This is a genomic window from Corynebacterium sp. 045007, from assembly GCF_040743205.1.
Taxonomy (GTDB): Bacteria; Actinomycetota; Actinomycetes; order Mycobacteriales; family Mycobacteriaceae; genus Corynebacterium; species Corynebacterium jeikeium_D.
This window is the reverse complement of sequence record NZ_JBFLKW010000026.1, coordinates 1-21,419: the sequence shown is the minus strand read 5'-3', so window position 1 is coordinate 21,419 and position 21,419 is coordinate 1. Positions and strand designations below refer to the sequence as shown.

General features: G+C 59.2%; 20 protein-coding genes. 12 read left to right on the top strand and 8 right to left on the bottom strand.

Annotation, left to right across the window (positions count from 1 at the left end; translation table 11 throughout):
• Positions 1-344: 344 nt before the first annotated feature.
• From AB1Z34_RS10540 to AB1Z34_RS10520, 5 genes are all read right to left on the bottom strand, one after another.
• On the bottom strand, positions 345-1,577 hold the full coding sequence (locus tag AB1Z34_RS10540; protein ID WP_367158326.1) for an amidohydrolase: 1,233 nt from the start codon (positions 1,575-1,577) through the stop codon (positions 345-347).
• A gap of 81 nt (positions 1,578-1,658) precedes the next feature.
• Positions 1,659-2,156 carry a hypothetical protein gene (locus AB1Z34_RS10535; RefSeq protein WP_048732907.1) on the bottom strand — a complete coding sequence of 166 codons (498 nt, stop codon included), beginning with the start codon at positions 2,154-2,156 and terminating at the stop codon, positions 1,659-1,661.
• Between the two features lie 107 nt (positions 2,157-2,263).
• On the bottom strand, positions 2,264-2,875 hold the full coding sequence (locus tag AB1Z34_RS10530; protein WP_048732905.1) for a suppressor of fused domain protein: 612 nt from the start codon (positions 2,873-2,875) through the stop codon (positions 2,264-2,266).
• Positions 2,876-2,904: 29 nt separating this feature from the next.
• Positions 2,905-3,549 (bottom strand): DUF402 domain-containing protein, encoded by a 645-nt coding sequence (locus AB1Z34_RS10525; protein WP_284797336.1) that lies wholly within the window; start codon positions 3,547-3,549, stop codon positions 2,905-2,907.
• Positions 3,550-3,645: 96 nt separating this feature from the next.
• A complete protein-coding gene (locus AB1Z34_RS10520; protein WP_070603252.1) occupies positions 3,646-4,338 on the bottom strand; it encodes a hypothetical protein in 693 nt (230 codons plus the stop codon).
• Positions 4,339-4,974: 636 nt separating this feature from the next.
• Between AB1Z34_RS10520 and typA the strand changes: the two genes are divergently transcribed.
• From typA to AB1Z34_RS10485, 7 genes are all read left to right on the top strand, one after another.
• Complete coding sequence (gene typA / locus AB1Z34_RS10515; RefSeq protein WP_284797337.1) at positions 4,975-6,888, top strand: translational GTPase TypA; 1,914 nt, start codon at positions 4,975-4,977, stop codon at positions 6,886-6,888.
• 82 nt (positions 6,889-6,970) lie between these two features.
• Positions 6,971-9,121 carry an ABC transporter family substrate-binding protein gene (locus AB1Z34_RS10510; RefSeq protein WP_367158325.1) on the top strand — a complete coding sequence of 717 codons (2,151 nt, stop codon included), beginning with the start codon at positions 6,971-6,973 and terminating at the stop codon, positions 9,119-9,121.
• A gap of 8 nt (positions 9,122-9,129) precedes the next feature.
• Positions 9,130-10,083, top strand: a complete 954-nt coding sequence (gene mshB, locus AB1Z34_RS10505; RefSeq protein WP_101687659.1) for an N-acetyl-1-D-myo-inositol-2-amino-2-deoxy-alpha-D-glucopyranoside deacetylase — start codon at positions 9,130-9,132, stop codon at positions 10,081-10,083.
• The gene (locus tag AB1Z34_RS10500) at positions 10,076-10,597 is read left to right on the top strand and encodes a hypothetical protein (protein WP_049172726.1); all 522 of its coding nucleotides are present in this window, start codon (positions 10,076-10,078) and stop codon (positions 10,595-10,597) included. The genes mshB and AB1Z34_RS10500 overlap by 8 nt, the downstream gene beginning before the upstream one ends.
• 232 nt (positions 10,598-10,829) lie before the next feature.
• Complete coding sequence (gene fdxA / locus AB1Z34_RS10495) at positions 10,830-11,153, top strand: ferredoxin (RefSeq protein WP_005509435.1); 324 nt, start codon at positions 10,830-10,832, stop codon at positions 11,151-11,153.
• Positions 11,154-11,207: 54 nt separating this feature from the next.
• Positions 11,208-12,335 (top strand): succinyldiaminopimelate transaminase, encoded by a 1,128-nt coding sequence (dapC, locus tag AB1Z34_RS10490; protein ID WP_284797340.1) that lies wholly within the window; start codon positions 11,208-11,210, stop codon positions 12,333-12,335.
• Positions 12,336-12,425: 90 nt separating this feature from the next.
• A complete protein-coding gene (locus AB1Z34_RS10485) occupies positions 12,426-13,367 on the top strand; it encodes a pseudouridine synthase (protein ID WP_284797343.1) in 942 nt (313 codons plus the stop codon).
• Here AB1Z34_RS10485 and dapD read toward each other — a convergent pair.
• The 3 genes from dapD to AB1Z34_RS10470 all read right to left on the bottom strand — a co-directional run bounded on the left by dapD (position 13,364) and on the right by AB1Z34_RS10470 (position 16,972).
• Entirely contained in the window at positions 13,364-14,335 is a 972-nt protein-coding gene (gene dapD, locus AB1Z34_RS10480; protein WP_187400436.1) for a 2,3,4,5-tetrahydropyridine-2,6-dicarboxylate N-succinyltransferase, read from the bottom strand. The genes AB1Z34_RS10485 and dapD overlap by 4 nt on opposite strands.
• Positions 14,336-14,451: 116 nt before the next feature.
• The gene (locus AB1Z34_RS10475; protein WP_284797377.1) at positions 14,452-15,855 is read right to left on the bottom strand and encodes an amino acid permease; all 1,404 of its coding nucleotides are present in this window, start codon (positions 15,853-15,855) and stop codon (positions 14,452-14,454) included.
• 124 nt (positions 15,856-15,979) lie between these two features.
• A complete protein-coding gene (locus tag AB1Z34_RS10470) occupies positions 15,980-16,972 on the bottom strand; it encodes a succinyltransferase (RefSeq protein ID WP_049193666.1) in 993 nt (330 codons plus the stop codon).
• Between the two features lie 83 nt (positions 16,973-17,055).
• Between AB1Z34_RS10470 and AB1Z34_RS10465 the strand changes: the two genes are divergently transcribed.
• The 5 genes from AB1Z34_RS10465 (at position 17,056) to AB1Z34_RS10445 (ending at position 21,234) form a co-directional block, all read left to right on the top strand.
• Positions 17,056-17,946: a hypothetical protein gene (locus AB1Z34_RS10465; RefSeq protein WP_246821858.1), complete on the top strand. Its 891-nt coding sequence runs from the start codon at positions 17,056-17,058 to the stop codon at positions 17,944-17,946.
• A gap of 5 nt (positions 17,947-17,951) precedes the next feature.
• On the top strand, positions 17,952-19,088 hold the full coding sequence (gene dapE, locus AB1Z34_RS10460; RefSeq protein WP_070546834.1) for a succinyl-diaminopimelate desuccinylase: 1,137 nt from the start codon (positions 17,952-17,954) through the stop codon (positions 19,086-19,088).
• A gap of 69 nt (positions 19,089-19,157) precedes the next feature.
• Complete coding sequence (locus AB1Z34_RS10455) at positions 19,158-19,985, top strand: TIGR00730 family Rossman fold protein (protein WP_048732866.1); 828 nt, start codon at positions 19,158-19,160, stop codon at positions 19,983-19,985.
• A gap of 45 nt (positions 19,986-20,030) precedes the next feature.
• The gene (gene folP / locus AB1Z34_RS10450) at positions 20,031-20,843 is read left to right on the top strand and encodes a dihydropteroate synthase (RefSeq protein WP_070652962.1); all 813 of its coding nucleotides are present in this window, start codon (positions 20,031-20,033) and stop codon (positions 20,841-20,843) included.
• A gap of 223 nt (positions 20,844-21,066) precedes the next feature.
• Positions 21,067-21,234: a DUF3117 domain-containing protein gene (locus AB1Z34_RS10445; protein WP_005509573.1), complete on the top strand. Its 168-nt coding sequence runs from the start codon at positions 21,067-21,069 to the stop codon at positions 21,232-21,234.
• Positions 21,235-21,419: the final 185 nt, after the last annotated feature.

The following is a 21,419-nucleotide window of genomic DNA, read 5'->3' as shown; positions in this document are numbered from 1 at the left end:
GCAATGGGTTTGATGGCACTGTATTTCGTTCGGCGGGTTTGCTTCACTACTTCTCCTGGTCGAAAGTGGTGATGCATTCACCGCCTGAACCTACCCCCGAAAAACGGCTTCAAAGTGTCATAAACTCACACAGTTTCACATTTGCAGCCCGTAAATTTTGCGTTAAGTAGCAAGAAGCGTGTCCAATCGGCGTGCACCGGGGTCTACTTTTCTCTTAACCCCCGGTTTTTCGGCCGTCCCGCACGAGCCCCGCACGAGTCCGGCACGAGTCCCGCACGAGTCCGGCACTACACCATCCACCAGCTCGCCTGCAGCCGCACGCATCAGCCTCGCTAATCACACCCTCATTTCGCCAACCAAGCACAGGCAGCTACAACGATTGCTTCTGCGCCCCGGTCAAGAGTGGGTTGGAGGTCCGGGGCGAAAGCTGGGTTATGGTTGCCAACGGCGCTGCTCTCATCCGCGAAGCCGCCGAGCCCCCAGTATGTATATGGCACTCCAAGCGCATCGGGGATGATTGAGAAATCTTCAGAGGCGGGCACTGCGTCCAAGTCGGAGACTTCTTCACCGAAGTACGCGTCGAATGCCTCACGCACAGTATTCGTGGCATCCCCGTCATTATTCGTGAGGGGATAGCGGTCGTAGTAAGTGAACTCCGGGTCTTGAGGGCTGCGGGCAGCAACGCATTCTGCTCGTACAATGCGCTCGATTGCCTCTTTGAGGTGTTCGGTCACGGCGCTGTTGTAGGCACGAGTATTGATGAGCAGCTCTGCGGAGTCAGGGATGATGTTGGACTTAGTTCCCGCCTGAATCGCGCCAACGGTCACCACTGCGGTCTCGGTGGCCGCTATCTCACGCGAGACAATGGTCTGAAGACGCATCACAATAGTGGATGCCAAGACAACGGGATCGACACTGAGCTCCGGCATGGATCCATGGGAGCCATTACCGTGCACAGTGACCTTGACCGAGAATGCAGAGGAGAGAACAGGCCCGCGGCGAGTTCCCACATAACCGCCGGGCAAGCTAGCTAGTACGTGTTGACCGAGATAAACATCGGGACGCGGAATAGCCCTCTCCAGATCTGCCGCCAGCATTGCGCGTGCACCTTCGGCGGTTTCTTCAGCGGGTTGGAAGATACCGATGAATGTGCCAGACCACTGATCAAGGTTTTCGTTGAAAGCCTGCAGCGCTGTGAGCAAAGACATCAGGTGGAAATCGTGGCCACAAGCGTGGGCGACGGGGACCTCTGTGCCGGTCTTTTCATCAATCTGCGTTGCTGTGGAGGCGTAATCTTTGCCGGAAGTCTCCTTCACCGGTAGCGCATCAATGTCTGCGCGCATAGCTACAATCGGCCCGGCACCGTTCTCAATGATGGCAACGACGCCGGTGTCTCCGATGCGATGTGTGGAAATACCCGAAGCTTCGAGCTCCTGAATAATCCGGTCTGCAGTGCTCTGCTCCTGCATGGAAAGCTCAGGGTGCTGGTGGAAATATTTGTACAGTTCCTCGCGCTGGGATTGGGTGGACGCGAGACCATTCAAAATGTTTCTGGCGCTCTCAGTATTAGTGGGCATACCTAAAATGTACGCCGACCTAAAGCGGACGGCGGAGGCCCTGGATGGCATCCCCGCCCCACCCAAACCTTTAAGAGCTGCCTACGTCGTCACAAAGAACTTCTGGTTTCGCTCGCCGCGGTAGGACTGGGCGGTTGCCGTTGCGGCGATGATAGAGGCAACGATCAGCAGGCCAGCTGTAATCAAACCGAGCGCCGACGAGTCTCCGGAGCGTACCTGGGAAATCGTTCCGACCAGCGTCATTGATGCATTAATGACAAAAACTGCCGCCGCCACGGACAGCACCGTGCGCGCTGCAGTCGATCCTTCAAGGAGTTTGCCAGCAAGCCACCAGCACGCAATCGCCGTTGCCGTCTGCGCGAGAATCGCAAACGCGAAGCTCACGGCCAAGCTGGTCTGAGCAGCAGAAACCTCGATGTTGTTGGCCTTTGCCGCTTCCGTAACAGTCGCGTCCCATTTCAATAGGGAACTGACCACGGTGAGGATTAGCGCTGGGACGTAAACATATACCGCCAGCCGCCACCACCGAAAGGACTGCGCCGCATGGAAAGGAACGTCTTTAGCCGAATTGACTGCCATAACTCCACACTCTAAACCACGCTGTCGCGGCGCGAAACGTCACTGCTAGGTTGAACTTATCGCTTGCCGACGAGCAGATAACCGGCAACCATCACACAAGCTAACTTTTATACAGCGCTGGTGCGGTGCGGGTCGGTGAAGTCGACACCTTGGGTTTCCCACACGCGACGCAGTTCGTCAACGCCCTTAGCCCGAGCAAGGGCAAATTCGTTGGTCGTGGCTGGGACCGGCTGGAAGATTGTGACTTCGGTTTCTTCCACCGCGACCGGCGGGATTTCTGCCTTGAGCAGCACAAAACCGGTGAAGCGCGACTGATCCCACAGTGGCTGGCCGAAGTCGATTAGTGCCCCCTCGGTGAGGATGAGGCCTTCGATGCTTGGGGAAGCGGCAAGAATACCCAGCGGGCGGATGACTTCGTCCAGTCCACCACGAATAGGCAAGATGAGCTCGGCACGCGGGCCAGAGTTGGTGTCCACCACCATTGCGGACGGATCTTGCATCGCCTCGGCACTGCAACCCAGTGTTGCATAGGTGACAATCCGGTCTGTGTCAGGTCCGAAGCGCAGCATCTTCAGTGGCGCAGAGCCAAGGAAGGTCAGCTGGGCTTCGCCGGGGTTGGACTCTTCAAAGTAGGAGGTAAATGCTGCTCGGACGGCTTTGATGATCGCATTGCTATCAGGGCCGGCGGGAGGAATGGGGCCGGTTAAGTTATCGAACACGGGCGGTACTCCTTGTTGAGGTGGTCATTTTAAGCTGCGGGCGAAAGCTCAACAGCATCAGCCCACGTCGCATCGAGGTTCAAAGTCTGCATCCACGCATCAATGTTGTCACCGTGTGCAGCGATTGCGGCGCGTGCAGTCAGCGTGGTCTCGATAGCGAATTCGGTGAGTTCATCGCTAATCAGCCCTTGAGTGTGGGCCGCGACGAGCTCGTCGACATCTTCAACTCGAATCTGCGTGGCCGCATCGACAGGTAGGGGAGCTATGGCCTCAGGATCGGTCGGTGCCTGCAGGATGTCGAGGTACAAATCGGTCATACGCCAGCACTGCGGATCAGTTCGGTCGATGCTGACAATATCGACGTAGCGTTGGTGTTGCACCTTCACGCCCGGACGGAAGTGATAAATGCTGATGCGCAACCCTTCGTCGGCAAGCAGGAATGACTCAAGATATCCAAACTTTGAATGATCCATCCCACGGCGCATATAGAGGCGGCTGGGTGTGAGAGGTCGGAACTCGTCGACATTGCGCCGAAAGCCCTTGGGGTCGGTGTTGACCATTTCACGTAGGTCAAAGGTCTCGACTTTCGGAGGATGTGTGTCCTGACTCGAGCGAATTGGGGAGAGCGCAGGAGCTGCCGCGGTCGAAGCCGAAGTAGCCGGTGAAGTGGACATGCGAATACCTTAACGTGTGGGGGCTGCTTTTTTGGGCATAGAAAAGCCCTTTCTGCATACGCGATGCAAAAAGGGCTAGGGGAGAACTAGAAAAACTTAGTTCAGGCCGACCGGGAAGACACCGGCGGTCGGGGTGTAGTTGCAGTTGGTCGCGCCAGACTCTTCCTGAGTGGTGATACCGCCCTGCATGACAGCGATGACCACGCCCTTGCCCGTGTCAGCGGTGCCGTTGACAGCGCCCGGGCCCTCCTCGGCGTTGATGCCGTTGTTCTCCAGGGTGGTCTTGCCGTACTTGCCGTTAGCAACGTTGACCCAGTAGACATTCATCTCAGTGTCCTGCTGCTTAGCCAGCTGCTTGGTGCCCAGGCCAGTGAAAATGAAGCCAAGCTGGTTTTCTGGAACACCTGGCAGAGGCAGGTCTGCCGGGCCCGGAACGGTAGTGGCCAGGCCGAAGGAACGACCTTCGCCGCCGATGCACTTGTCGGCAACAGTAGGCAGCAGGAACTGGTTGGTCTTCGGGGCACCTTCCGGAACCTTGAAGCCCGGCTCGCCCTCGCCCTCACCAGTCAGGAAGTCAATTCCCTTGTTCAGTGCGCTGGAAATTTCCTCAGGAACGCCTGGGGAGTTAATGATGTCGCGCGCGTTGCCGTAGAGATTCGGCGAAGCGATGTTCAGGGAGTCCAGCGACGGGGAAGCAGAAGCGGCGGGAGTCATGCCCGCAGTGAGAATTGCAGCTGCACCCAAGGTCGCTGCGGCACGGCGCAGGAAGGATCGTCCAGTCGAAACCACGGTGAAGAACCTCTCATTCGTGGGCTATTGGAGTCGGAATCAAAATTTCGGAATCGTTGCTCATCTTAGAACGACTCCAACGTGAAATGGAAAGATTTGAAAAAGAAATGTTCAGAATCTTCTCAGGAGATTAACGCACGGATTCCCGCGTGTCGCAAGTTAATTAGAGTGATTTTTGATGTAGAACGAGATGATTGTGAAAATTGAGGCGAAATGCGTATGTATGGGGTTAATGGTGTTTCGCAGTGTGTAAGCGGGTGAAGTCAAGTCTCATCCCGTGGGGTTACAACTATGGCATTTGGTCACATCTATCACATGGTGGGCTGAGAGATTGCCGTCGTGAAGCGTTGTGGCGCTGGCGGATATGCCGTTATGGCTGTCGGTAAAGCGGGGGTGCAGTAAGGGGGTAATTTATCCCTAAGGGTGGCGCGGCAGTGCCACTTTGCATGACGGATAGGTGCTCGGGGTTGCGAGAATCTCTGCCAGATGTGCAGGGGCATTAAGAAGGAGTACACTGTAGAACGCTTTATTACGCGTTGATGCGGGGCGTTAAAGGCAGTCGTAAAGACAGTCCTTTAGGGCAAGGCCGTATCTTTTTTCTTTTAGTCCTCTTAGCTTGTTAGGAGCTATCCGCCTGTGAGCGATACCGAGTTCCGTAATGTCGCCATTGTCGCACACGTCGACCATGGCAAGACCACTCTCGTGAACGCCATGCTGGAGCAGTCCGGCGTTTTCAGCGACCACGAAGAAGTTGCAGACCGAGTGATGGACTCTGGTGACCTTGAAAAGGAAAAGGGCATCACCATCTTGGCGAAGAACACCGCTATTCGCCGAAAAGGTGAGGGCAAGAACGGCGAAGATCTCATCATCAACGTCATTGACACCCCTGGTCACGCCGATTTTGGTGGCGAGGTGGAGCGCGCACTGTCCATGGTTGACGGTGTCGTGCTGCTGATTGACTCCTCTGAAGGTCCGCTGCCACAGACCCGCTTCGTCCTGGGCAAGGCGCTTGCTGCCTGCATGCCGGTGATCATTGTCGTCAACAAGACTGACCGCCCAGATGCACGTATCGACGAGGTTGTCGAGGAAGCACAGGATCTGCTGCTCGAGCTAGCCTCCACCCTGGAAGACCCGGAAGCTGCTGAGGTCGCTGAGCGTAACCTTGAGCTGCCGGTACTCTATGCCTCTGGTCGTGCCGGTAAGGCTTCGACCGAGAACCCGGGTAACGGCAACCTGCCGGAGTCCGAGAACCTGCAGCCGCTGTTCGACGTCATCACCGAGGTGCTCCCGGAGCCGTCCGCTGAGATTGATGCCCCGCTGCAGGCGCAGGTTACCAACCTGGACTCCAGCTCCTTCCTCGGTCGAATTGGTCTGATTCGTATTCACAAGGGCCGTATCCGCAAGGGACAGCAGATCTCGTGGATTCACTACGACTCCGAGGGCAATGAGCATGTCAAGAACGCGAAGGTCGCGGAGCTGCTGCGTACCGTCGACGTGACCCGCGTTCCTGCTGAAGAGGCCATTGCAGGTGACATCGCCGCTATCTCCGGTATCGACGAGGTCATGATCGGTGACTCTCTCTGTGATGTCGAGCACCCGGACCCGTTGCCGCGCATCCTGGTCGATGAGCCGGCTATTTCCATGACGATCGGCGTGAACACCTCGCCACTGGCAGGCCAGGGTGGCGGCGATAAGCTGACCGCTCGTATGGTCAAGGCCCGCCTGGACCAGGAGCTGATTGGTAACGTCTCACTGCGCGTGCTGCCGACCGAGCGCCCGGATGCCTGGGAGGTGCAGGGTCGTGGTGAAATGGCGCTGTCCGTTCTGGTTGAAACTATGCGTCGTGAGGGCTTTGAGCTGACCGTCGGTAAGCCGCAGGTTGTTACTAAGACCGTCGACGGCAAGGTTCAGGAGCCGTACGAGCACCTGACCATCGATGTTCCAGAAGAGCACCTGGGTGCTGTCACTCAGCTGATGGCGGCTCGTAAGGGGCGCATGGAGCAGATGGGTAACCAGGGCACCGGTTGGGTGCGCATGGAGTTCCTCATTCCGTCCCGCGGTCTGATTGGCTTCCGCACTACTTTCATGACGGAGACCAAGGGCACCGGTATCGCCAATCACTACTCGGCCGGCTACGGCGAGTGGGCAGGCGAGATTAAGGACCGTCCGACGGGATCTCTGGTGGCTGACCGTACCGGCCAGATCACCGCTTACGCGCTGATTCAGCTTTCTGACCGCGGTACCTTCTTCGTCGAGCCGGGTGACCAGGCTTACGAGGGCATGGTCGTTGGTCAGAATCCGCGTGATGAGGACATGGACATCAACATCACCAAGGAAAAGAAGCTGACCAATATGCGCGCAGCCTCGGCTGATGCGACCGTGACTCTGGAGAAGGCGCACAAGCTTTCCCTCGATGAGGCTATGGAGTTCTGTGGCGCTGACGAGTGTGTTGAGGTCACCCCGGAGGGCATTCGCGTACGCAAGCAGATCCTCAGCGCCACCGATCGCGCTCGCGCTCGTTCCCGCGCGAAGGCCATGAATAAGAAGTAATTCGGGTTGCTAGGGGACTGAGCCACCTGAAAACCAGTCTCGGGGTAACTGACTCGGCCAGGTGTCGAGTAATCTCGTGAATATGTTTATTCGCAGCCGTCGTCACGCAGCTTCTCGTCGATTTTTCGTAGCATCGACACTCTGCGTGACGGCGGCTTTGGCGTCTTCGTGCATGGCTCGCCCGTCGGACGCTCCGACTGTGCCCGGGCAGCAGGAAGCGCCGGTGCAACAGGAAGACACCGCTGACCAAGCCAAAAAGATGCGTGAAGTCACGGTCGGTGTCGACGAGTTTGTCGAAGGTTTCAATCCGCATTTGCTTGCCGACGTCTCCCCGGTGACCAGCCTGGTAGCGCGACTGACACTGCCTAGTGTTTTTACCCCTGCGCCGGTTGAGGGCGAGGCTGGTGACGCCAGTGCCTCCGCGCAAGCTCCCGGAGTGGTGGATAACGCTGCCAATGCTCGCTCGGCAGGAGCTCCCCAATGGCTGCTCAACTCCGACTTGCTGGATTCCGTGCAGGTCATCGAGAGTGATGACAGCAAAGACGGTGACGCCAGAAACGGAGCTGGAAACGGGAAAGCGGCCGATGTTGACATCACGGATCCGACGGTAGCGGCAGAGCATGTCCGCTACCGCATTCGAAAAGGGGCGCAGTGGAGCGATGGCACGCCAATCAGTGGCGAGGACTTCCGCTACCTATTTTCCCAAGTCACGTCCACGCCAGGATCGCTGGATACGGCGACTTATGAGCTGATTAAATCCATTGATGTCTCCGACGGTGGCCGTCAGATTGATGTGACGTTCACTCAGCCGATTACGCATTGGCAGCGCCTGTTTGCACATCTCTTGCCAGCGCATTTGATGCGGTCGAACACTGATGGTTTTTCCGAAGGGCTGGCCAGCCGTTTCCCGGCCTCCGGTGGGCAGTACACCGTCGAGTCGATGGATGTCGGCCGCAACATCATTCGACTGGTTCGAAATGACCGCTACTGGGGTGAGCAGCCAGCAGCCTCGGAGGTTATTACGCTGCGTGCCATGCGTAGTGCCATCGATGGTGCGGAGCAACTGCGGTCGAGGCAGATCCAGGCCGTGCAGGTCCGTCCGACGGAGACCTCTGAGCTGACGTACGGTCTGGTCCCCGGTGTTGCTGAGTTCTTCCATGAGCCCAACCGGGAACTGGTTTTCAGTACCAACCTCGCGTCGAGCAGGCTTGCCGACGAGTCCGTCCGCCGGGCCATTCTGCGCACCATCAACGTTGCACAGGTCTCAGAGGTGGCCACCGGACGCCGAATCGCGGGGGGTTCTGGTGACGGTGGTGAACAGGAGAAATCCGAGGCACCTCAGGCCGGATTTACCGAGGACAATCCGCTACGAATCGGCATCATTAGCGACGGTATAGCGGCACGCGCTGCGGCTTTTGCGGTCGCTGACCAGTTGACTGCAGCTGGTATCCCCGCCACCGTTGTTTCGTATTCTCCGGCGGACATGCTGCGGTCTTCGTTGCCCTACGGAACCGTCGATGCCGTGGTGGCATGGGCAGAGCAGCCCAATTCCGTCCAGGCGGCCCGGGAACGCTATGCGTGTACGGAAGGCTCGATCAGTTCGCTACCGCCGAAGGACTTGGATGAAGCAGGCGCAGAGTCGGCTACCGAGTCTGAGTCAGAATCCGAGTCTGAGTCTGAGGGCGTTGACAGTTCGACAAAACCTGCACCAAGTGAAGACCGGGGAAAGAGCGCTGAAGAGCAGAGCTCGCTGGACGGGACGACACCGTCTGAACGGTCCACATCTTCTACCTCAGCGGAACCGGCTGACCTAAATGGAGTACCTGTCGCTCCGAGATCGGCTGCTCGGAGCGAGAATCTCTCCGGCCTTTGTGACCCGCAGGTTGATGAGCTGCTCGCTCCCGACAGTTCTGTGTTGCCCGCTGAACTCGCCGATATCATTGCTGGCCACAGCATCGAGCTGACCTTGGTGAAAGACGGCCTGCTGACGGTCGTCAGCCCGGAAATTACAATTACCGGACGGAAGGACTCTTCGCAGTGGACTGATGACCCAGTGTTGGGCCGCCTCGGTGTTCTGGGCGAGGTTCGCCGAGTCGCGACGCAAAGCGGGACTCGAGAATCGTCGGAGAATTCTCAACCGGGAGATAATCCGCGCGAAGATACTGAGCAGGACGGTTCGGGTCAGAACCAAGAAGTCCGCGATAACGCCGACCAGGAGAACAAGGGGAAGTAAGAAAGCCCGTGAAGTTACTTTTTGTTCACGCACATCCAGATGACGAGTCCATTTGGACAGGTGGTTTGATTGCGGCTGCCGCGCGCTCCGGAGCGTCGGTAAGCGTAGTGACCTGCACGATGGGCGAGCTGGGAGAGGTCATCGGCGCGCCGTACCAAGGGCTAGTTGCTGATGAAGCTGACCAGTTGGGAGGTTTCCGCGTCGCCGAGTTGCGCTCGGCGCTGCGTGCGCTGGGAGCCAATGGCCCGGACAATGTGCCGCGTTTCCTCGGTGGTGCTGGGCGTTGGCGTGACTCCGGTATGGCAGGGGACAAGGGCAATGAGCATCCCCGTGCGTTCGTGAACTCAGGCGATGAGGCGGTCGCCCAGCTTCGCACCATCCTCGATGAGCTGCAGCCAGATCTGGTCATTACCTACGATGCCGATGGTGGCTATGGGCACCCGGACCACATTCGCGCACACGATATCACTGTCGCGGCGTGCGGAAATCGCTATCCGACGCTGTGGGCGGTCACCGATCGTGAGGCAATGGCGGCGGGACTGGATGCCATTACCGTGGTGCCGGAAATCTGGCAGGCATGCGATGTCGACGACTTCGCTACCGTGACCGGCCATTTCGAGGTTCAGCTGGATGATGCCGCTGTGGCGGCCAAGGTTGAGGCCATGCGCGCGCATGCGACACAAGTGTGGTTCGCCGATGGTTCCGTCAGCGAGGTCAATCCTGATGCTGTCTATGGGCAGACCGACGGCTCTGGTCGTGCGCGAGCCGTCTGGGCGTTTTCCAATTTGCTGTGTCAGCCGGTGACACCGATTGAGGCATACCGTTTTGGTACGGCGACCGCTGCGTCCCTGGAAGAGCTGGGGGAGCTGGTGAATATCCAATTACTGCCAGAGCCGGTAGCGAGCGTCGATTCTGTACCGAGTGTGGATTTGGAAGCGGAGGGGAGTGCGGACGATGAGTAACCCTCAGCCTCACGAAAGCGAAGACTTGATTAACGCTGCTGGCGGAAAGTTGAAGAACGAGCGCTTGAGTATTGAAAAGCGCACATTCGGGGATGAGCGCTATTGGGGGAATCCGGAACGTTCGCAGCCGCGCGAGAATTTCCATCAGGGCGAGGTCACGGTAGCGCTGGTCTGGCTGTCGCTGGCTGCGTTGGCAGCGTTGGTGATTGAAGTAGTTTTCCTCGGAGCGTGGATTACCATCGGCTCGGTTGCTATTCCGTTGCCGTGGACCATTCCGCTGGCCTATATTGCCAATCTGATCATTACCAACACAGCGTTGCTGTGGACTCGTGATCGCTCCAAAGCTGCAATTCCGACTGTCATCTGGGTGCTGGGTTTTGCAGGCATTCTGCTGTGGGCAGTTCTGCCCTTCGGTGGTGATTTGGCAATGGGGCAGTGGTTGCGAACAGTGCTGCTGCTTGTTTGCGGTGTGCTGGGCGGTGCCTGGCCACTGCGCCATCTGCGGGCACTCTAGCGAAAACCGCAGCGGATACTGCAGGAGACGGTGAGGAATTGATGCAGGGCAGGCCCGCATCAATGTGGCCCTTTCTGGAGCCAGTTGATAACAACACCCACGTTGGGTGTAGACTCCAATCTGAATATACCGCTCTGTCTATTTTGCTCTGTTTCTCGTCGGAACGGCATAATCGACAGATAGCGAAAGCCTCATCCCATATCTTGTGAGAAAGGTTCTTAAACCTAAAACCATGACTTACATCATTGCCCAGCCATGTGTTGACGTCCTCGACCGTGCCTGTGTTGAAGAGTGCCCGGTTGACTGTATTTACGAGGGCAAGCGCATGCTCTACATTCATCCTGATGAGTGCGTGGACTGCGGCGCTTGTGAACCGGTCTGCCCAGTCGAGGCCATCTTCTACGAGGACGATGTTCCGGATGAGTGGGTTGAATTCATCGATGCCAATGTCGACTGGTTCGATGAGCTGGGTTCCCCGGGCGGTGCCGCCAAGCTCGGCCCCCAGGACTTCGATGTGCCATTCGTGGCAGCTCTGCCGCCGCAGGCAGAAGACTAAAACCACAGAGGACTAAACCTATTTCTTTTCCCGGGAAGGACTTCATCACCGCCCATGTCAGCTGCCCGTAAGCGCGTAACTCCCGGTTCTCTTTTGCCTCAGTTTCCGTGGGATTCTCTCACGCAGGCGAAAGCCACTGCGGCTGCGCATGAAGAGGGCATGGTCAATCTCTCGGTCGGCACACCGGTCGATGAAGTCGCTCCGATAATCCGGCAGGGCCTTTCCGAAGGCGCTGCCGCACCGGGTTACCCTCAGACCGTCGGCACGCCTGAGCTACGCGCGGCGATTGTTGCAGCAATGGCGCGGCGCTACGGCGTGACGGGACTGGGTTCAGCGGTCAACGGTAGCAATGTGCTTCCGGTCATCGGCACCAAGGAAGCAATTGGCTGGCTGCCCTTTCTCCTCGGCGTAGGCGCGGGGCACACCGTCGTCATCCCCGAGCTGGCATATCCCACCTACGAGGTCGGCGTTCGCATCGCAGGCGCTGAGCTGCTGCGTGCGGACTCGCTGACGCAAATCGGCCCCGCCTCGCCGACGCTGATGTTCATCAATTCCCCGGGCAACCCCAACGGCAAGGTCCTCGGTGTTGAACACCTGCGCAAGGTGGTTGAGTGGGCGCGTGCTCGGGACGTCATTGTTGCCTCTGACGAGTGCTACCTGGGGCTCGGCTGGACTGAACAGCCAGTCAGTATTCTCGACCCGCGAGTGTGCGACGGTGATTTCACCAACCTGCTGGCTATTCACTCGCTGTCCAAGACGTCGAACATGGCGTCGTACCGCACCGGCTGGTTCGCCGGCGACGCGGACCTCATCGCCGAGCTGGTTTCCGTGCGCCGTCACATGGGGCTGATGATGCCGGGACCCATCCAGCACGCCACGATCGCCGCGCTTAACGACGACTCCCACGAGGCCGAACAAAAGCAGCGCTACAGTGACCGCCGTGAAATTCTGCGCGATGCTCTGGTAGCCGCAGGTTTTCGTATCGACGACTCCGAGGGCGGGCTCTATCTGTGGGCTACTCGCGGGGAAGACTGCTGGCAGACGGTTGATTGGCTGGCCGAACGCGGCATCCTGGTCGCGCCGGGTAGCTTCTACGGCCCCAAGGGTGTGCAGCACGTGCGAGTGGGGCTCACAGCGACGCTCAGCGACATCGAAGTGGCGGCGGCGCGTATTCGCGGCTAGCCCCGGCCAGATGTGCTGGCTCTAGTAGGCCGAATGCTGCAAACGGTGCCGACATCGGCATAGACCAAATCATAAAAAAGGGAGTGTGCCGTGGGACGTGCCGCAGGCAACCGAGATGCGTGGTGGGGCCTTGAGAAGAACCGTCAGGCAGCGCAAGTCGATGCCGCCGCTCACGAGCGCGAGGAGTACATCCCCTTTGAGCCGGCAATTGTGGCCGACACCGATGAGTTTCTGGTCGTAGACAAGCCACCTTTTCTGCCGGCGACTCCCAATGGCCGCATCGTGGCCAATACCGTGCAGGAGCGACTGCGACGTAGTCTCGGGGAACCGGAGATAGTGGCCGTTCACCGCCTGGATCTGCTGACCAGTGGGCTGCTGTTGCTTTCCCGGAATCCGGCTACCCGTGCGCGCTACCAGCAGCTTTTCCAAAACCAGGAAATCACCAAAGAATACGAATGCCTCACCGTGATGCCCGATGATTGGCATGTGGGGGAAACCAGGGATGTCACGCTTCTGCTCGATCCCAACCCTGCGGGGCGCGGAGTAAAAGTCGTGGAGACCGACGATTCCGCTCGCGCTGCCGCGAAGAATCCCAAGTTCAAGCTCGCACGCACAACCGTGACTTTTCTCGGCCCGGTAGCAGCGGACATCGGCGATGTGCTGGCGAACAGCCATGGCGGTGGTGTGACCAGCGCCAGCATTCCGCTGCACGCAGTCGGCTGTGGTTGTGGGCATTGCGGCAGCCGCATGCAGGTGGGGCGCTGGCGGCTACAGCCCCATACGGGCCGCACGCATCAGCTGCGGGCGACGTTGGACTGGCTAGGCTATCCCATTCTCGGTGAGGATACCTATGGCCGGGAAGCGGGGGCGCAGGGGCCGTCGGCAAGCGCGAGTGGCGTGCCAAAGTACACGCCGCAGTTGCGATTGACGGCGACCGCGCTGGCCTTTGTCGACCCCGTCACTGGTGAGCGACGTGCCTACCGGAGCGCGCGGAATATCGCGGCCCCGGCAGACGTGCCGACCACCCCTTAGTTAGCGTGCAACTCTGCGCTGAGCTTCACCTTTTCAGCAGCCCACGGCACAACCTCGACTGCACCAGAGAGCGAGTTGCGGCGGAAGAGCATATTCGATCCGCCCGAGAGCTCGCGGGCCTTGAGCGTCTTCTTCACACCGTCTAGGGCAACGAGGCACTTGGTGCCGGCAGTGATGTAGAGCCCGGCTTCGAGTACGCAGTCATCGCCGAGCGAGATTCCGAGTCCAGCGTTCGCACCGAGTAGGCATCGCTTGCCGACGGACACAACTTCCTTACCTCCACCGGATAGTGTGCCCATGATGGACGCACCACCGCCGATATCGGAGCCGTCGTCGACGACGACCCCCTGAGAGATACGGCCTTCCACCATGGAGTGCCCAAGCGTGCCTGCGTTGAAGTTGACGAAGCCCTCGTGCATGACTGTGGTGCCCTCTGCGAGATGGGCTCCAAGGCGCACGCGGTCAGCGTCACCGATGCGGACTCCGGTGGGAGTGACGTAGTCGACCATGCGGGGGAATTTATCGATGGAGTAGACGGTGACAGGCCCGCGGCGCGACAGCTTGGCTCGGGTTACCTCGAAGCCTTCGACAGCACAGGGGCCAAAATTCGTCCACACCACATTGTTGAGCTTGCCGAAGATGCCGTCCAGGTTGATGCTGTTGGGGGTGGCCAGGCGGTGGGACAGCAGATGGAGGCGCAGGTAGGCATCGATGGTGTCGACTGGTGCGTCATCGAGTGAAGCGATGGTAGCTGTGACCAGACGGCGGGTGGTGCCGCGGTCCGCATCGGCTACGGCCAAATCTGCGAGGTAGGTGAAATCTTCGGGCAGTGCGTCGGCGTCGATGGTTCCGGTCGTGGTGGAGGTTGCCGCACCCTCTTCGATGAGCTTGGGGGCGGGGAACCAGACGTCGAGAACAGTATCGTTGTTAAAAGTGGCAATGCCGGTAGCTTGTGCTCCAAATTTCATGGAAAACAGGCTACCGGCATATCCCTATCTATGAAAAGTGTTCCGCAAATGTGTAGCAAGGAAATGTTCGGATAGGGGTAGCAGGGTGGTTAGGCCCTGCAGTCAGTTGCTAACGGCTAGTTGCTATCGCTGGACTCGAGAGCCGCGCGGGCCGCGGTGCGGCTCTTCTTAGTCAGTGCAGCGAGTACCGCGAGGAACGCAGTGACACACACAACGGCGATAACCTGCTGGCGAGCACCAGGATCGGTGAGCATGCCAACAGCGAGGCCCAGGATTAGGATGACCGCTACCCAGGACAGTGCCGGGTAGGCCCACATGCGAACGGAAAGCTCGTTGTTGGCCTCCATCTGCGGGCGCAGCTTAATCTCGGACAGGGCGATGACCAGCCAGATCACCAGCAAGCAGCCGCCGACAGCGTTCAGCAGGAAGACCAGGACGCTCGAGCCGTCGAAGACAACCTGCAGGCCAACGGAGACGAAGGCGAAGACCATCGACATGATGACCGCACGGTTCGGAACTGCGCCCTCATTGGTGTGGGCGAAGAAGCGCGGTGCCTCACCGCGGGTGGACATCGAGTAGACCAGGCGAGAGGTTGCGTAAATCTGAGCGTTGAACGCGGACAGCAGCGCCAGAACGATAATGGCCTCCATGAAGCCAACGGCACCCGGAATGTTCGCCTGCTTCAGAACCTGGGTGAACGGCGACTCAGCTGCGGAGTCAGCGCCGTCAATCTGGGAGTACGGCAACAGCAGGATGATGACGGCCACGCAGCCCAGGTAGAACACAGAGATGCGGAAGATTACCGAGCGGACAGCAGCAGCGATGGAACGCTGCGGATCTTCAGCCTCAGCAGCGGCAATCGTGACAATCTCGATACCGCCGAAAGCGAAGGCCACGGCCAACAGACCAGCGGCAATGCCGGACACGCCATTCGGGAGGAATCCGGACTCGGCAATATGCGTCGTACCGACGAAGCTGGTGCCTGGCAGCAGACCGAAGAAAAGAAGAACGCCAATGACCAGGAACGCGATAATCACCGCGACCTTGATGAACGCGAACCAGAACTCGAACTCGCCGAAACCGCGCACATTCGCCAAATTCACTACAGCGAAGAAGACAACACAGATCAGGCCTGGAATCCAGCCCGGAATACCGAACCACGCACCCATGATGGCACCGGCACCGGTAATTTCAGCGCCGAGCACCATGATGAGCATGAACCAGTAGAGCCAGCCGAGGACAAAGCCAGCCGAGGAACCAAAGGCCATCTCGGCATAGGTGGAGAAGCTACCCGGTGTCGGGCGGGCAGCGGCCATCTCGCCGAGCATCTGCATGACGAGGACGACAATGAAGCCAGCGATGACATAGGAAACTAGAACACCCGGGCCAGCTGCCTTAATGCCGACGCCCGTACCAAGGAAAAGACCGGCACCGATTGCGGAGCCAAGACCCATCATGGTCAGGTGTCGAACCTGCAGCCCCTTGCCCAGCTGAGCTGTCTCGCCGGAGGTGGAGGTAATTTGCGATTCGGTCATGTCGCAAACATTACCTCGCTGATAACAGGGGCAATAACCGTATTACGGGTTTACCCCCATTCACCGTTTTGGGGTCAACTAATGTGCCTTCACGAGCACCGAAAGTAGGTTATCCGGCCAGCTCATCCGGCACGTCGGCAAGCTGAGCGAAAGCAGCGGCACCTTCGTCATTGCCCGGGCGTTCCGTGCGGCGGACGCACACCGCCGAGTGGTCCGGGTGATGGTAGAAGTGCATGTTGTCGCGGCCCGAAATTTCCCATGCCTGAATACGGCGGTTCTCCGCGGGGACATCGATGGGCGTATCGGGGGCAATGAGGATGCTTCGGTCAATAATGCAGTCATTGCCGAGGCTGACGCCGACGGTGCCGGCCGCGATATCGATGTGGCAGCGCTCGCCAACCGTGAGCGGCTTACGCTGACCGGAATCGTCATGAGCGGCAATGATGGAGGCCGACAGTCCCACCTTCGTGTGCGCGCCAATGACGACACCGGAGGATAGACGTCCCTCAATCTTGCATGGGCCCAGAGTGCCCGAGTTCAGCGAGACAAATCCCTCGCGCAGTACGGACGTACCCGGTGCCAAGTAAGCGCCCAACCGCACGCGCTCGGCCTCTGCAATGCGCACACCGGCGGGCAGCACATAATCGACCATGCGCGGCATGCGGTCGATGGCGTAGACGTGAATCAGACCGCGGACGCGCAAGTGGGTGCGCAGTTGCTCGAAGTTGTCCGGCAGACATGGCCCCTTATTGGTCCACGCCACCACATGGAGTAGCTCGTAGAGCCCCTTGGTGTTTAGCTGGTGCGGCTTGACCAGGCGGTGGGAGAGCAAATGCAGGCGCAGGTAGGCATCGTGCGGGTCGACAGCAGGCTTGGACAAATCCTCAATGGACGTGCGCACTGCCACCTGCTCCACGCGGCGATCCTCGTCCAAAATCACCTGACGAAGCAACTGTGGGGTCAGATCAGCGGCGCCGAGCCGGTGAGTGCTCGATTCTACGACCTCATCGCTTAACTGAGGTGCGGGAAACCAAGTATCGAGAACTGTACCGTCCATTGCGATGTTGGCGATTCCCGTAGCGACAGCACCAGATGTAATCATGATTCTTAATATTAGTATCTCTTTAAGGAATCTTCGCGGAAGGATGAACTATGCCCCTAGCTGGCCTTGAAAGCACACAGAAAATGAAGCAGTGGTTCTTAGTGAGCCTCATCATTGCTGTTAGTGTGCTCGGACTCGGCTTCGTCCTGTCCCTGCCGGTGGTCTTCTATGTCGGATTCGCACTGCTGAGTGCTTGGATTCTCGCCGTAGCCAGCTTCTTTGGTTTCGTTTTGCCGCCGCGAGCAATGCCAATTGGCGCAGTCGGTGTGGCTATCGCCGCAGTGGTTGCGCTCATTGCGCCGAACCGTCTTGTGCTGGTTATCGCAGTTGCCATCGCGGTGGGGCTCGGCGGTGGCATGATTGCCCGCCTTTTGCTGGAGCGCAAGAACCGCGATCAGCAGGCACGCATCGATGCCCTGCCGATGTGGGAGCGCGATGAGCTGGGCGATGTCGCCGAAACGCTTCGTCCTGCTTATCGACGAGACATCGATCCCACCCCAGTGCAGCTGCCACATGCAACGGCCAAGATTGTCGCGGCCGTCTGTAAGCCGCTGGCCGGTTCTACGGTGATTGTCAGCACGAATGAGCTGCGTCCGGTAATTGCGGTCTATGGCTCCCGTGTAGCTGTGGTCTATGGTCCCGGCGCGGGCGTTGTCGAGGAGGATGGCGGAAACGGAGAGGCGACCGATTCTGCAGGGGAGGAGCGGGCGCTGGGGTCGTCGGCAAGCGAAACTCCGGAGGCAATCATTGCCCAAACTCTCCCGGAAGGAGCGAAAACCCTGGTCTTTGAGGTGGCTGATGGGCTCAAGCGCCCGGCGGAGGGGAGAATTGGTGTGACCTCCGCCGAACCGCATGAGCTGGCGCTGTTCCTCGGCGGTGGCGCGCCTGCCAATGGAGATGCGATCAATGGTCGTGCGGCGCATATTCATCACAAAATTCTGGTTTCGCTGGCGCACAATGGTTTGTACGCTTAATTGATGTGAAATCGAAGTTAAATCTGCTCCAAGATCCTGTAGACCTCACGGCGGCACTGGTGGACATCGAATCGGTGTCCCACAATGAGACCGCGATTGCGGATGCCGTCGAGGCGGCATTGCGTGAGGTCGCGCAGGCAGATGAGTCGATTGAGGTCCTGCGCATTGACAACAACGTGATTGCGCGGACCCATCGGGGGTTGCCGCAGCGCGTGATTTTGGCAGGACACCTGGATACGGTGCCGACTGCGGACAATGTGCCCTCGACGCGTGGGGTAGACGCGCAGGGGCGAGACACACTCTTTGGGTGCGGAACTGTGGATATGAAAAGCGGTGACGCAGTCTACCTGCATGCTTTTGCGACGCTGGCGGCAAGCCAGGAGTTGCAGCGCGACCTGACACTCATCATGTACGAATGCGAAGAAATCGCCGCGGAGTTCAACGGGTTGCGGCACTTGAGTGAGTCGCATCCGGAGCTTTTGGCTGGCGATGTCGCTCTGCTGGGCGAGCCCAGCGGCAATGTCATCGAAGCCGGCTGCCAGGGCTCTATCCGCCTGCGTCTGACCGCGCACGGCACACGTGCACACTCGGCTCGGGCATGGCTCGGCGACAATGCCGTGCACAAGTTAGCACCGGTGCTGTCACGCATTGCCGCCTATGAACCGCAGACTGTGGATATCGACGGTTTGGCCTACCGCGAAGGGCTCAACGTCGTCTGGCTGGAGGCCGGGGTTGCCACCAACACGCTTCCCGACGAGGCGGTGCTGCGAGTCAACTTCCGATTCGCGCCCAACCGCAGCGCCGATGAGGCCATGGCACACTTCCGCGAGGTGCTGGGACTCGACGAGTTTGCGGCCGAGGACCTCACCGTCGATGTCGAGGATGCGAGCCCTGGGGCACTGCCGGGACTGCATGCGGCTGCTGCGAAGGAGTTGGTTGCGGTCGCAGGCGACGTCGTAAAGCCCAAGTTTGGGTGGACCGATGTGGCGCGTTTTTCGGAGCTCGGCATTCCTGCGGTGAACTTTGGCCCTGGTGACCCAGCGTACTGCCACAAGAAGGACGAGCAGATTCCGGTCGAGTGCATTACGGCACTGTGGGAGGACCTGCGGCGGTACTTGACCACCGCGCCGGTGGCTGAGTGAGCCTAGAGTCACACCCTGCCCTCGCTGAGCGGGTGCGCGTATGTCATTGCTGGCATACATTGTGAGGTTATGAAACCTGTACGTACTCCGTCCCCAGCTAAGCGCCGCGCACTCCGCGGCCCAATCGCAATCCGACAGGCGGGCGAACCGCAGGCGTCTACGACCGACCGCAGGCTGTTGTCACACAATCCGAACACGGACTGGCTGCACAACGACACCTGGCGTGTGCTGCGCATTCAATCGGAATTCGTTGACGGCTTTGGTGCGTTGGCGGAGATTCCGCCGGCGGTGACGGTGTATGGTTCGGCTCGTTTGCCAGAGGACAGCCCGTACTACCAGTGGGGCTTCGACCTGGGCAAAGCACTGGCGGAGGCGGGTTACGCGACCATCACTGGTGGCGGCCCGGGCATCATGGAAGCCGCCAACCGCGGCTGTTACGACGCCGACGGCCTTTCCATTGGGCTGGGCATTGAGCTGCCGCACGAGCAGCACTTGAATGACTGGGTCGACCTGGGCATGAACTTCCGCTACTTCTTCGTTCGCAAGACCATGTTCCTGAAGTACTCGCAGGCGTTTATCTGTCTGCCGGGTGGATTCGGCACGCTCGATGAACTCTTTGAGTCACTGGTGATGGTGCAGACCGAGAAGGTGGAAAATCACCCAATCGTGCTGCTGGGCACTGAGTTCTGGTCGGGGCTGGTCGATTGGATGCGCGAGAAACTGGTGGCCATGGAGCTGATTTCTCCGACTGATATGGACCTTTTCCTGGTCACCGACTCCATTGAAGAAGCGGTCGAGTACATCGAGGCCGCGCACGAAAAGTTGATGGAAGAGTGCGAGCCGACCTCTGACGTTCCCGAAAAGCTCCGCCGAGTCCGTCGCTTCAGCGAGAGGTAAGACGCTGTGCGGAGTTTCTATCAGGACTCCGCGGTGCCGACGGTGATGGCCATCGTCAATCGCACCCCGGATTCCTTCTATGACCGTGGCGCAACGGCTGCGGAGGAGGCCGCGCTTGCTCGCGTCGACGAAGTTGTAGCTACCGGCGCAGGCATTGTCGATATTGGCGGCGTCAAGGCTGGTATCGGTGCGGAAGTAACTGTTGCCGAGGAGATTGAGCGCGTGGTGCCGACCATCGCGAAGGTCCGCGAGCGCTATCCTGACCTGCACATCAGCGTCGACACCTGGCGCGCCGAAGTCGGGGAGGCCGCCATCAAAGCTGGCGCCAACCTCATCAACGACACTTGGGCAGGCCATGACCCGGAGCTGCTGGAAGTCGCTGGCGCCCACGGGATGGGTTACGTCTGCTCACACACCGGTGGAGCACTGCCACGCACCAATCCGGTTCGCGTGCGTTACGACGACGTCGTGGACGATGTCATCTCAGAAACCGGCAAGCTCGCCCAGAGGGCAGTGGACGCTGGCGTGCCGGAGGACCGCATCCTCATCGATCCCACCCACGACTTCGGCAAGAACACCTACCACGGCCTCGAACTTCTGCGGCGCTGCAATGAGCTCGTGGCTACAGGATGGCCGGTGCTCATGGCGCTGTCGAATAAGGACTTCGTCGGTGAGACTTTGGACCGCCCGGTCGAGCAGCGTGTGCCCGGCACCTTGGCTGCGACCGCCCATGCGGCAGCTGCCGGCGTTGCGGTGTTCCGTTCGCATCAGGTGTCCGAAACCCTTGATGTTTGCCGTATGACTCTGGCTATTTCCGGTGATTTTGCGCCACTGCATCCGGTGCGTGGGCTGGTGTAAGGGGCGTAGTTTGAGGCGCTTCACCCATGCCGCTGCGTGAAACAAAGGACTATGATGAAGAGAAGTAGTCGAAAATGCCGACAGGGATTCTAAACCGGGATCTTGAGCCGGGGTCGTAGACCGAGGTCTTGAACCGGGATTGTCAATCTCCTGGCTACCACAGCCGAGCTGGGGTGGCTGGTCGTCTCCTGCATCGACATTGTCTTAGAACGAAGGAGTTCACATGGCAGCAATGAAGCCGCGTACCGGTGATGGTCCGCTGGAGGCAGTTAAAGAGGGCAAGAAGATTGTAATGCGCGTCCCCGCAGATGGTGGTGGGCGCCTGGTGGTGGAACTGTCCCCGGAGGAAGCCAAGGAGCTCGGTGCAGAGCTTGTAGCAGTAGTGGAGTAGCAGAGTAGTGGGGTAGTGGCCGGGTAGTGGCCGGGCCTGTCCGGTTTTGACCCAGCGGCGACCTACACCACTGGTGTAGGTCGCCTTTTCGGGTTAAGTAGCAAAAAGTGTGTCCGCTCGGCGTGTTGCGGGGCGGGCACACCGTTTGTTACTTCATGGGGCCTTTTCTGATTCCTATCGAGTGT

Excerpts from the sequence above, each read along its gene's own strand:
- AB1Z34_RS10455 (WP_048732866.1), top strand. The coding sequence starts at position 19,158 with ATGAAACCTGTACGTACTCCGTCCCCAGCTAAGCGCCGCGCACTCCGC.
- fdxA (WP_005509435.1), top strand. The coding sequence starts at position 10,830 with ATGACTTACATCATTGCCCAGCCATGTGTTGACGTCCTCGACCGTGCC.
- AB1Z34_RS10470 (WP_049193666.1), bottom strand. The coding sequence starts at position 16,972 with ATGATTACATCTGGTGCTGTCGCTACGGGAATCGCCAACATCGCAATG.
- dapD (WP_187400436.1), bottom strand. The coding sequence starts at position 14,335 with ATGAAATTTGGAGCACAAGCTACCGGCATTGCCACTTTTAACAACGAT.
- AB1Z34_RS10445 (WP_005509573.1), top strand. The coding sequence starts at position 21,067 with ATGGCAGCAATGAAGCCGCGTACCGGTGATGGTCCGCTGGAGGCAGTT.
- folP (WP_070652962.1), top strand. The coding sequence starts at position 20,031 with ATGGCCATCGTCAATCGCACCCCGGATTCCTTCTATGACCGTGGCGCA.
- AB1Z34_RS10465 (WP_246821858.1), top strand. The coding sequence starts at position 17,056 with ATGAAGCAGTGGTTCTTAGTGAGCCTCATCATTGCTGTTAGTGTGCTC.
- AB1Z34_RS10510 (WP_367158325.1), top strand. The coding sequence starts at position 6,971 with ATGTTTATTCGCAGCCGTCGTCACGCAGCTTCTCGTCGATTTTTCGTA.
- AB1Z34_RS10525 (WP_284797336.1), bottom strand. The coding sequence starts at position 3,549 with ATGTCCACTTCACCGGCTACTTCGGCTTCGACCGCGGCAGCTCCTGCG.
- AB1Z34_RS10540 (WP_367158326.1), bottom strand. The coding sequence starts at position 1,577 with ATGCCCACTAATACTGAGAGCGCCAGAAACATTTTGAATGGTCTCGCG.
- dapC (WP_284797340.1), top strand. The coding sequence starts at position 11,208 with ATGTCAGCTGCCCGTAAGCGCGTAACTCCCGGTTCTCTTTTGCCTCAG.
- AB1Z34_RS10500 (WP_049172726.1), top strand. The coding sequence starts at position 10,076 with ATGAGTAACCCTCAGCCTCACGAAAGCGAAGACTTGATTAACGCTGCT.
- AB1Z34_RS10535 (WP_048732907.1), bottom strand. The coding sequence starts at position 2,156 with ATGGCAGTCAATTCGGCTAAAGACGTTCCTTTCCATGCGGCGCAGTCC.